The organism is Nocardioides sp., assembly GCF_031422975.1.
Classification (GTDB): Bacteria; Actinomycetota; Actinomycetes; order Propionibacteriales; family Nocardioidaceae; genus Nocardioides.
The window spans coordinates 1-10,786 of sequence record NZ_JANPEO010000307.1 but is presented as its reverse complement, the minus strand read 5'-3'; the positions used below and the strand labels follow the sequence as shown (position 1 = coordinate 10,786).

The 10,786-nt window shown below is 71.4% G+C and carries 10 protein-coding genes; 6 read left to right on the top strand and 4 right to left on the bottom strand.

Going from position 1 to position 10,786, the window contains the following annotated elements; all coding sequences use genetic code 11:
• From RMO85_RS09295 to RMO85_RS09275, 5 genes are all read left to right on the top strand, one after another.
• Window positions 1-829, top strand: an 829-nt coding sequence (locus RMO85_RS09295; protein ID WP_310528447.1) for an FAD-binding protein, incomplete at its 5' end; no start/stop codon positions are given.
• A complete protein-coding gene (locus tag RMO85_RS09290; RefSeq protein WP_310528446.1) occupies window positions 829-1,668 on the top strand; it encodes a MaoC/PaaZ C-terminal domain-containing protein in 840 nt (279 codons plus the stop codon). The genes RMO85_RS09295 and RMO85_RS09290, both read left to right, overlap by 1 nt.
• A 42-nt stretch (window positions 1,669-1,710) precedes the next feature.
• The gene (locus RMO85_RS09285; protein WP_310528445.1) at window positions 1,711-2,439 is read left to right on the top strand and encodes a dienelactone hydrolase family protein; all 729 of its coding nucleotides are present in this window, start codon (window positions 1,711-1,713) and stop codon (window positions 2,437-2,439) included.
• Between the two features lie 50 nt (window positions 2,440-2,489).
• Window positions 2,490-3,653: a glycosyltransferase 87 family protein gene (locus tag RMO85_RS09280; protein ID WP_310528444.1), complete on the top strand. Its 1,164-nt coding sequence runs from the start codon at window positions 2,490-2,492 to the stop codon at window positions 3,651-3,653.
• Window positions 3,583-4,041 (top strand): ATP-binding protein, encoded by a 459-nt coding sequence (locus RMO85_RS09275; protein ID WP_310528443.1) that lies wholly within the window; start codon window positions 3,583-3,585, stop codon window positions 4,039-4,041. The genes RMO85_RS09280 and RMO85_RS09275 overlap by 71 nt, the downstream gene beginning before the upstream one ends.
• A 3-nt stretch (window positions 4,042-4,044) precedes the next feature.
• On the opposite strand, the gene RMO85_RS09270 is transcribed toward RMO85_RS09275, so the two are convergent.
• Genes RMO85_RS09270 through RMO85_RS09260 form a run of 3 tightly spaced genes read right to left on the bottom strand, consistent with a single transcriptional unit; the run spans window position 4,045 to window position 8,710 of the window.
• The gene (locus tag RMO85_RS09270) at window positions 4,045-5,211 is read right to left on the bottom strand and encodes a lipid-transfer protein (protein WP_310528442.1); all 1,167 of its coding nucleotides are present in this window, start codon (window positions 5,209-5,211) and stop codon (window positions 4,045-4,047) included.
• Entirely contained in the window at window positions 5,208-6,515 is a 1,308-nt protein-coding gene (locus RMO85_RS09265; protein WP_310528441.1) for an OB-fold domain-containing protein, read from the bottom strand. Before RMO85_RS09265 ends, RMO85_RS09270 begins: the two co-directional genes overlap by 4 nt.
• 8 nt (window positions 6,516-6,523) lie before the next feature.
• A complete protein-coding gene (locus RMO85_RS09260; protein WP_310528440.1) occupies window positions 6,524-8,710 on the bottom strand; it encodes an acyl-CoA dehydrogenase in 2,187 nt (728 codons plus the stop codon).
• Window positions 8,711-8,775: 65 nt separating this feature from the next.
• Between RMO85_RS09260 and RMO85_RS09255 the strand changes: the two genes are divergently transcribed.
• Window positions 8,776-9,675: an alpha/beta hydrolase gene (locus RMO85_RS09255; protein ID WP_310528439.1), complete on the top strand. Its 900-nt coding sequence runs from the start codon at window positions 8,776-8,778 to the stop codon at window positions 9,673-9,675.
• Here RMO85_RS09255 and RMO85_RS09250 read toward each other — a convergent pair.
• Window positions 9,638-10,786 (bottom strand): wax ester/triacylglycerol synthase family O-acyltransferase (locus RMO85_RS09250; RefSeq protein WP_310528438.1); only part of this gene is annotated, 1,149 nt, incomplete at its 5' end. The genes RMO85_RS09255 and RMO85_RS09250 overlap by 38 nt on opposite strands.

Genomic DNA, 10,786 nt, shown 5'->3' with positions numbered 1-10,786 from the left:
GCCCACGGACGCCGCGTGGACGACCGGCGCCGCGAGCAACACCGGCGCTGGTCACGAGGCCGGGATCGCCATCGGCGCCGCGACCGACCTGATGGACGACGCCTGGTGGGGGCCGACGATCCCGCTGCCCAGCGGCCCGTGGTTCTGCCTGGCCGAGCGCAACCTGCCCGGCTCGATCATCGTCAACTCCGGCGGCAGGCGGTTCATGAACGAGGCGCTGCCCTACGTCGAGGCGACGAAGGAGATCTACGAGGCGCACAGCACCGGCCCCAGCGCCGTACCCGCCTGGATGATCATCGACCAGCGCTACCGCAACCGCTATCTCTTCGCCGGGCTGACGCCGCGCACCCCGTTCCCGGGGCGCTGGTACGAGTTCGGCACCATCCGTCGTGGTGCGACCCTGGCCGAGCTGGCAGCCGAGATCGAGGTGCCGCCCGGTGCGCTCGAGGAGACGGTGACGCGCTTCAACGGGTTCGCCGCGCGCGGCGTGGACGAGGACTTCCACCGCGGCGAGAGCGCCTACGACAAGTACTACTCCGACCCGCGCGTGAAGCCGAACCCGTCCCTGCACGCGATCGACGAGGGGCCGTTCTACGCCGTGAAGATCGTGCCCGGCGACCTCGGCACCAAGGGCGGGCTCGTCACCGACGAGCGCGCGCGGGTGCTGCGCCCCGACGGCACGGTCATCGAGGGCTTGTACGCCGCAGGCAACGTCTCCGCAGCCGTCATGGGCCACACCTACGCCGGCCCGGGTGCGACGATCGGGCCCGCCCTGGTCTTCGGCTACCTCGCCGCCGAGGACATCGCTCGCTCGGAAGGCGCGAGCTAGTGCCCATCGATCCCGCGATCGCCATCGGCGCCGAGCTCCCCGACCGCACGTTCTCGTGGTCCGAGCCCGACGTCCAGCTCTACGCGCTGGCCATCGGCTCGACCGATCCGCGACACACGCTGGAGACGCACGGCCTCCAGGTCCTGCCCAGCTTCGGCATCGTCGCGCCGTCGTTCCACGAGACCGATCCGCCTGCGCTCGACCTGCCCGGCTGCGACCTCGACCTCTCCCAGATCGTGCACGGCGCCCAGTCGATCTCCGTGACCGCTCCCCTGCCGACGTCGGGCACCGCCACGCTCTCCACCCGGATCTCGGACGTGTGGGACAAGGGCACGGCCGCGGTGATCTGGCAGGAGGGCGTCGCGCGGTCTGGCTCGGGCCAGGAGCTCTGGACCGTCCGCTCGTCGATGTTCGTGCGCGGGGAGGGTGGCTTCGGCGGGTCTCGTGGCTCGTCCGACGTGGTGGCGATCCCCTCTCGCCCCGCGGACGCCTCGTCGGCGTACGAGGTCACGTCGCAGCAGGCGCTGCTCTACCGGCTGTGCGGCGACCGCAACCCGCTGCACGTCGACGCGGAGTTCGCGAAGGCGGCCGGCTTCCCCGCGCCCATCCTGCACGGGCTGTGCACCTACGGGATCGTGCTGCGCGAGGTGACCGAGGCGCTGCTGGACGGCGACGCCTCCCGGGTCCGTTCGTTCGCCGCGCGATTCGCCGGGGTCGTGTTCCCCGGCGAGACGATCCACGTGGAGGCGTGGGAGGACGGTGAGCAGATCGTCGTCAGCGCGACGGTCGGGGACGATCGCCGGCCCGCCCTGGCGGACTGCCTCCTCACCACGGTCTGAGACTCCCGGCGCACCCGCCCGCCCTGCGCCACACTGGCGCCCATGACCTTCCCGGACCGCTGGACTCAGGGCTCGCACACGCACGACGGGGTCAGCCACCCGACGTACAGGCAGGGCAGCGGCCCCGGCGTGATCGTGATCCACGAGATCCCGGGCATCACGCCGGAGGTGGCGACCTTCGGCCAGGAGGTCGTGGACGCGGGCTACACCGTGGTGATGCCGAGCCTGTTCGGCACGGACGGCGCGAAGATGACACCGCTGTCGACGGCGAGTGCGCTGCGCCAGGTGTGTGTGAGCCGGGAGTTCACCAAGCTGCGAACCGGCGAGACGACGCCCGTGGCGGGCTGGCTGCGCTCACTGGCGCGCGACCTGCACGAGGAGCTCGGCGGGCCGGGTGTCGGCGCGCTGGGGATGTGCTTCACCGGTGGTTTCGCGCTCGCGATGATGGTCGATGCGCCGGTCACGGCGCCGGTTCTGTGCCAGCCGAGCGCGCCGTTCGCGGTCGGTGACAAGCGCTCCCGCGATGTCAACCTCTCCTCCGGTGACCTCGACATCGTCAAGGGCAGGTGCGCGGCCGGCCAGCAGGTGCTGGGGCTGCGCTACCGCAAGGACCCCGCGGTCGGGAAGCGGTTCGACACGCTCACCCAGGAGCTCGGCGACGCGTTCATCCGGGTCGAGTTCGAAGGCTCGGGACACTCGACCGTCACGGCGCACCGGCAGCAGGAGGGCGTGGACGCCGTCTTGAGGTTCTTCGCCGACAACCTGCACTGACGAGGCACTGCGTTCACCCGGCAGCCATTCGGCTGGCCTAGCGTCCGGGCGTGCCGCCACCTGCCGTCCGTCGTGATCTCGGGGTCGCCGTCGCGCTGACGTGGCTGGTCACCCTGGCCTATCTCGCCGTCCGCCCGGGCGGCCTGCTCGATCTCAACGTCTATCGCGCCGCCTCCGAGCGGTTGCTCGACGGCGCGTCGATCTACTCGCAGCCGTACGGCGACCTGCCGTTCACCTATCCCCCGATCGCGGCGATCGTCATGGTGCCGCTCGCGGTGCTACCGACCGTGCTGGCCGAGCTCGTGCTGCCGCTCCTCTCGGCGCTCGCGCTGGTCGTCGTGTGGCACCGGTGCGGGCACGCGACCCGGTGGCTGCCGCTCGTCGCGCCGGCGTCCGCACTGCTCGAACCGGTGTGGATGACGCAGCACTTCGGGCAGGTCAACCTGCTCCTGCCGGCGCTCGTGCTCGGTGACCTCGTCGGGCCGACCTCCCGCTGGCGTGGGCTGCTCACCGGCGTCGCGGCCGGCATCAAGCTGACACCGCTGATCTTCCTCGGCCACCTCGTCGTCACCCGGCAGTGGCGGGCGGCTGCCGTCATGGCTTCGTCGTTCGCCGCGACCGTGCTGGTCCCGCTGGTGCTCATCCCGGGTGACGGGGTGGGGTTCTGGACCTCGGTGCTGCCGGACTCCGGGCGCATCGGTGCGCCCTGGTATGCCGCCAACCAGTCGCTCATGGGTGTGATCGCCCGGCTCGGCGGCGAGGCGGCCTGGGTCCGGCCGGTGTGGTTCGCGACCTCGCTGCTCGTGGTGCTGCTCGCGCTGTGGCTCGCCCGCAGCCTCTTCGTCCGCGGCGATCTGCTCGGTGCCGTGAGCGCGACCGGTCTCGCCTCGCTGTTGGCCTCGCCCGTCTCCTGGAGCCACCACTGGGTGTGGTGCATCCCGCTTGGTGTTGTGCTGTTCCGCCGCGCCGGGCCGCCGGCCGCTCTGTTGTGGATCGCGATCTTCGTCGCGGCTCCGCACCTCTGGCTGGCGTCCGGCCACGACACCGAGCTCGGCTGGACCTGGCAGCACCTGGTGGGTGATGCGTACGTCTGGGCCGGCCTCGCCTGGCTGGCCGTCGTCGCGAGCGGCTACCGTCGCCGTCGTGACGCTGATCGTGATGTCCGGCCTGCCCGGGAGCGGCAAGAGCACCGTCGCGAAACGACTCGCCGCTGACCTCGGCTGCGCCGTCATCTCGGTCGACACCATCGAGCGGGGCCTCCACGAGGCCGGAGTCGATGCGTCCGAGCCGATCGGCCTGGCGGCGTACGCCGTCGCGAACCGTCTCGTCCACGCGCAACTCAGCATGGGCCACACCGTCATCGCGGACGCGGTGAATCACCACCCCGAGGCCCGGCAGGCGTGGCTGGACCTGGCTGCGGAACACAAGATCGACATCCGCGTCATCCACGTCGAATGCAGCGACGAGGCATTGCACCGAGCACGGCTCGAGTCACGCGTCCACGAGCTCCGCGTCGTGCCGTGGGAGCGCGTCGTCGCGTTGCGCGAGACCTGGGCGCCCTGGCCGGTCGAGACCGAGTCCGTGGACACCGCTCCGGGCTGAGGCTCAGCGGCCGAGGATCAGCCCGCTCGTCGGCACGCCGGTGCCGGCGGTGACGAGCACGTGCTCGGCGCCGTCGACCTGGTTGATCGACGTGCCGCGCAGCTGGCGCACCGCCTCGGTGATGCCGTTCATGCCGTGGATGTAGGCCTCACCGAGCTGGCCGCCGTGCGTGTTGATCGGCAGCCGCCCACCGAGCTCGATCGCACCGTCGGCGATGAAGCCGGGCGCCTCGCCGCGGCCGCAGAAGCCGAGCTCCTCGAGCTGCATCAGGACGTACGGCGTGAAGTGGTCGTAGAGCACCGCCGTCGGGATGTCCGCCGGCGTGAGGCCCGACTGCGCCCACAGGGCGCGGCCGACGACACCGATCTCCGGGATGCCGATGTCGTCGCGGTAGTAGGACGTCATCACGAACTGGTCGGCGCCGCTCCCCTGCGCTGCCGCGACGACGGGTACGCCGCCCGCCGCCAGATCACGGGCGCGCTCGGTCGTCGTGACCACGATCGCAACGGCGCCGTCGCTCTCCTGGCAGCAGTCGAGCAGCCGGAGCGGGTCGGCGATCAGGCGCGAGCCCTGGTGATCGGCGAGCGTGATCGGCTTGCCGTAGAAGAAGGCGGCCGGGTTGGTGGCGGCGTGCCGACGGTCGGCAACCGCGACGCGACCGAAGTCCTCGGACGTGGCGCCGTAGTCGTGCAGGTAGCGCCGGGCCTGCATGGCGACCGTGGCGGCCGGAGTGGAGAGGCCGTGCGGGTAGGTCCAGGCGTTGTCGAGCCCGTTGGTGTTGACCTGGGCTGCCGCTCCGAGCGAGACCTGGCCGAAGCGCATCCCCGAGCGCTCGTTGAAGCCGCGGTAGGCCACCACGGTGGTCGCCATCCCGGTCACGACCGCCATGGCGGCCTGCTGGACGGTCGCGCACGCGGCACCGCCGCCGTAGTTGATCCGGGAGAAGAACGACAGCTCGCCCATCCCGAGCTCGCGGGCCAGCGCGATCTCGGACGAGTTGTCCATCGTGAAGGTGACGAGCCCGTCGACGTCGGCGGGTGTGAGGCCCGCGTCGGCCAGTGCGCTCAGCGTGGCTTCGCAGGAGAGCTGGAGCTCGGAGCGACCCGACTCCTTGGAGAACTCGGTCGCGCCGATGCCGGCGATCGCGGCGGCGCCGCTGAACGAGATCACGGCTGCACCGTCACTCGCGCGGTCACGTGGGTCCCTGACGAGACGGTCCCGATCACGTCGACCACGATCTCGGTGTCGGAGCCCGATGCGATGGTGCCGGTGAGCTCGAGCGTGTCGCCGGGGTGGGCGGGGGCACCGAGACGCAGCGCGCAGGCGGTCACACGCGCGTCGGGCCGACCCTCATGGTCGGCCCAGTCGGCGACGTACTTCTGCACGAGGCCGGTGGTGGTGAGGATGTTGAGGAAGATGTCCTTCGAGCCGCGCTGCACGGCGAGGTCGCGGTCGTGGTGGACGTCCTGGAAGTCGCGGGTGGCGAGGGCCGCCGAGACGATCAGGGTCGGGGTGATCGGGAGGGACACAGGCGGAAGATCGCTGTTGATTTCGACACCCTCCTCGCTGCCCTCGTCGGTGCGAACCCGGCGACCGGGACCGGTCTCCCAGGAGGCCAGCGTCAGGTCGTCGTCGATCCGGTCGAAGACGACGTGCACGGGCGCGTCGATCGCGAGCGCGGCGCCGTCGGGAGACCGGACCGCGCCGACCATACGGACGCCCTCCGCCAGCTCGATCAGCGCGAGCGGCAGCGGGAGCTGCTTGCCCGGCACCTGCGGGGCGTGGTGCACCAGGAACGAGAACACCGTCCCGTTGCCACTGGCCACGACGTGGCCGCGGTCCATCGCGTGGCACTCGGGGCACACCGGGCCGGGTGGGTGGCGCAGCACCCCGCACGCGTTGCACTTCTGGATCCGGAGCTCGCCCATCGCCGTACCCTCGAAGAAGAAGGCGGTGTCGCGGTTGACCACCGGACGCACGGTCTGGGTCGGGTCGACGCGAGCAGTCGGTTTGAACTTCAGCACCCGGAACGTCATCGTCGCGACGGCCTCCTCGGCCACCCACCACGTGTTCTGCGTCGTCACGAAGTAGCCCTCGCCCACGCCCGTCTGCTTCGGGCCGACGACCGACTCCAGCCGGGTCGTGATCGCGGGCCGTTCGCCAGGCACGAGGTGGCGCGCGTAGGTCTGGTCGCAGTCGGTGCCGAGGACCGACGTGTAGCCGGCGTCGTCCAGCAACCGCATCGTCGCGTGCAGCGGGTCACCCGCGGGCCGGTGCGGATCGAGGCCGTACATCGTCCAGACCTGCGCCATCGCCGGCGGCGCCACGGACTCCCAGCGTGGGTTCGTGTCGCCCATCGCCTCGGCCCAGTGCCGGATCATCGGCAGGTTGACCTCGTCGAGCGCGACGCGTGGGGCCGTCTCACCGACGGCGATCAGCTCCTCGACACGAGCCATGATCTCGTCGTGATCCATCCGTGTCCTCACCTGGGCACTCGCGGCAGGCCCAGCCCGAACATCGCGATCAGCTCGCGCTGCACCTCGTTGACTCCCCCGCCGAACGTGATGACGAGATTGCGCTTGGCCTGTCCGTCGAGGAACCCGATGAGGTCGGCGGTCGCCGGGTCGGAGGGGTCCCCGTGCCGGGCGACGACGTCGGCGAGCACGCGACCGACGTACTGCACGCGCTCGGACGCGAAGACCTTCGACGACGACGCGTCAGCCACGCTGATCTCCCCCACCTCGGCGGCCCGCGCCACCTCCCAGTTGAGCAGCTCGTTGACCCGGAAGATCGCGGTCACCTCGCCGAGCGCGGCCCGCACGTCGGGCCGATCGCGTACGCCGACCGCGTCGGCCCACGCCGCCACGCGGTCGCGCAGCCCCTCGAGCCGACCGGCGGGGCCGAGCATCACCCGCTCATGGTTGAGCTGGGTGGTGATCAGCTTCCAGCCGGCGTTCTCCTCGCCGACGAGCATGTCGACCGGGACGCGGACGTCGCTGTAGTACGTCGCGTTGGTGTGGTGGGCGCCGTCCACGGTGATGATCGGCGTCCACGAGTAGCCGGGGTCCGAGGTGTCGACGATCAGGATCGAGATGCCCTTGTGCTTGGGCGCGTCGGGGTCGGTGCGCACCGCGAGCCACACGTAGTCGGCCTGGTGCCCGCCGGTGGTGAAGATCTTCTGCCCATTGACGACGTAGTGGTCGCCATCGCGCCTCGCCGTGGTCCGCAGCGAGGCCAGGTCGGTGCCGGCGTCGGGCTCGGAGTAGCCGATCGCGAAGTGCAGATCGCCCGCGAGGATGCGGCCGAGGAACAGCTCCTTCTGACGAGGCGTCCCGTGCTTGTGCAGGGTCGGGCCGACGGTCTGCAGCGTCACCGCCGGCAGGTGCACGTCCCCGCGCTGCGCCTCGTTGGCGAAGATCGTCTGCTCGACCTCGCCGAGCCCGCGGCCGCCGTACTCCTGCGGCCAGCCGACGCCCAGCCAGCCGTCCGCGCCCAGCCGCCGGATCGTCTTCTCGTACGCCGCACCATGTCGATCACGTGCCATGGCGGCGCGGTCCTCGGCGGACACGAGACCGGCGAAGTAGTCGCGCAGCTCGGACTTCAGCGCGCGTTGGGACGCACTGAGCTCGAGGTTCTTGGCCTCGGCCGACTCGATGTCGACGAGCGGCAAGGTGCCCGCCGGCCCGCCGAGCGCATGCGTGATGTCGCTCAGCCACGAGTAGTGGTGGTGCAGCGGGTAGGTCTCGTCGACGCCCGTGCCGCCGTGCAGGTGGTGGCAGGTGTGGATCGCGGGCGGCGCTTCGGCACACGTCCAGTAGGCCGCCACGGCCAGGTCGTCGTGCACGTCGAGGCCCTGCGCGATCCGCCACACGGCGTTGTCGGCGGCGAGGTCGAGCGTGCGGGAGGCGATGTAGACGTCGGCGATCTGCATGGCCACGGCCTGGAACTCGGCCAGCGATCGACCGAACTGAGTGCGCTGCTTGATGTGGTCCGCGGTCAGGTCGCGAGCGCCGGTGAGGAGGCCGGCGGCGAGCACGACGAGTCCGGCCACAGCGTTGTCGTGCGCGATCCGGAAGGCGGCGGGACCGGGCAGCAGGTCGATCGGAGCACCGTCGAGGACGACCGTGTGCTCCACCACGCCGTCGAGCAGCGCCCGACTGGAGGCCGACTCGATGAGCGTGACGCCGGCCGCCCGGGGATCGACGAGCCCCACGACCGGGCGACCCCGGAGCGTCGCGCTGACGACGAGGGCCGCCGCGCGATCGGCGTACTGCACCGCGATCTTGCGACCCGTGACCCGGTCACCCGTGACGACCGTCCTGGGGCTGGCAGGCAAGCCCGCGCCGACCTCGCGCAGGGCGGCAGCCAGCACGATGTCGCCGCTCGCGACGCCCGGGAGCAAGGACTTCTGCTGGTCGTCGCTGCCGGCTGCCGCGAGAGTCAGTGCGCCGACACAGAGGGTCTCCCAGACCGGCAGCTGCACGGCGTGCTGCCCGACCGCGCGCACCACCACCGCGAGCTCGGCGAGCCCGAGGCCCTCGCCGCCGTGATCGGTCGGCACGACGAGGGACAGCAGGCCCGCATCGGCGAGCGCGGCCCAGTCCGCCGTGCGGCTGACGGCGTCCGCGACCACAGCCGAGACCGCCTCCACCTCCTGCGATGGACTCACTGATGACCTCCGACGACGGCGAACCTGGGCTCCACCCACTTAGAACGTGTTCTAGTCTAGCCGACATGATCTCCCCGCTCGATGCCGTCCGGCGGGGTGTCTACCTGCCCTACGCGCGCCTTCCGTACGGCGCCATGCTGGACCTCCCGGGACGCGGCGCGACCTACGTGACGGACACCGCGGGACCCGAGGTCGACTCCCCCGCCATCCTGCTGCTGCACGCCATCGGCACGACCGGGCTGCTGACGTGGTACCCCGCCATCGAGCCGCTCTCGCGCCACTTCCGCGTCGTGACCATGGACCAGCGCTGGCACGGGCGCGGCATCCAGTCCGAGGAGTTCTCGCTGGCCGACTGCGCCGACGACGCGGCCGCCGTGATCGAGGCGCTGGGGCTGCGCGACCCGCTCGTCTGCGGCTACTCGATGGGGTCCATCGTGGCTCAGCGCGTCTGGCGCCAGCATCCACACGCGATCGAGGGACTGGTGCTCGCCGCCACCACCGACTACTTCCGGGCGACGCCCTGGGAGAAGGGCTTCCACGCCTCGCTGGGGGTGAGCATGCTGGGCCTGCGCGGGCTGGCGCGCTCGCGCAGCCTCACGTACGCGGCACGGCGCGCGGCGACCGCGGTCGACCTGGCGCCGAGCGACATCCACGAGTGGGCGCTTGCCGAGATGCGGCGGACGAGCCCGTGGGCGGTCGGGCAGGCCCTGGCCGCGCTGGGGCGACACCACACCCGGCCGTGGCTCTCGCGCATCGACGTGCCGACCGCGGTGGTCGTCACGCGGCACGACCGGGTGATCCCGGCGGCCCGCCAGGTGGCGCTGGCCCGACGCATCCCCGGCGCCACCGTGCACGACATCCCGGCCGGCCACGCGTCGTGCGTGCTCCAGTCGGAGATCTTCGTGCCGGCCCTGGTCGAGGCGGCCGTCACGGTTGCGGCACGGCGGGGCGAGCTGCGTCGGTGATCCCGACCAGCCCCACCAGCGAGGCCAGCTCGGCCGGGAAGCGGCCTGCCAGGTCGTCGACGTCGGCCACCGATTCGCGGCAGGCGATCACGCCGACCTGCATCTCGCCGTTGTTGCTCATCACGGTGATGTTGAGCCCGGCCCCGTGGAAGACCGGGCCGAAGGCGTACAGGCCCTCGATGTTGGCGCCGACGAAGTACAGCGGCACCGGCGGCCCGGGCACGTTGGAGACGACGAGGTTGTGCACGACCGGGTGCTTCTCGGCGAGCCGGAGCCCGGCATAGGCGCGCATGGCCAGCCCGAACGTGCTCGGCGAGGCGAACTCGGCCCAGTCCTGGAGGGCGTCGGCGCTGATCGCCTTCTGGTGGTCCTTGGCGTGCCGGTTGGCCTCGGTCAGCTCCTGCAGGCGCTCGAGCGGGTCGTCGAGGTCGGTGCCGAGCCTGGCGAACAGGGCCGAGACCCTGTTGGCGCCCTGGTCGCGCTTCGACTCGCTCCGCACCGAGACCGGCACGGTCGCCAGCAACGAGGTCGCAGGCAGCTCCCCGCGGTCGTCGAGGTAGGAGCGCAGCGCACCGCCGGTGACGGCCATGACCACGTCGTTGACGGTCGAGCCGGTGACCTGCTTGACCGCCTTGATGTCGTCGAGGCTCATCGTCGTCATCGCGATGGCGCGGTGCCCGGTGATGGTGCCGTTGAAGGACGTGCGCGGCGCCGAGAACGGTGCGGCCATCGCCGTACCCTTGCGCGCCCGGTTGAGGGAACCGGCGATCAGCTGCATCGACGGCGTGATGAGGCGCGGGATCGACAACGGCCGCGTCACCTGGTTGAGCACGCCCCGACCGAGGAGCTCGAGGTCGCCGGGAGCACGCTGGTGTGTGCCCTTGCCGCCGAGTCCCAGCGGCTCGGAGTCGGCCTCGAGACTCGTCAGGTGCGAGAGCAGGTTGCTGCCGGAGACGCCGTCCACGGTGGCGTGGTGCATCTTGGTGAAGACCGCGACCCGGTCGTCGGAGCAGTCCTCGATCACCCACATCTCCCAGAGCGGGCGCGAGCGGTCGAGCGGCATGCCCGCGAGGTGTCCGACGAGGTCGGTGAGCTCGGCGTAGCCGCCGGG

Coding starts and splice junctions, on each gene's coding strand:
- RMO85_RS09285 (WP_310528445.1), top strand. CDS start 1,711: ATGACCTTCCCGGACCGCTGGACTCAGGGCTCGCACACGCACGACGGG.
- RMO85_RS09265 (WP_310528441.1), bottom strand. CDS start 6,515: ATGGATCACGACGAGATCATGGCTCGTGTCGAGGAGCTGATCGCCGTC.
- RMO85_RS09255 (WP_310528439.1), top strand. CDS start 8,776: ATGATCTCCCCGCTCGATGCCGTCCGGCGGGGTGTCTACCTGCCCTAC.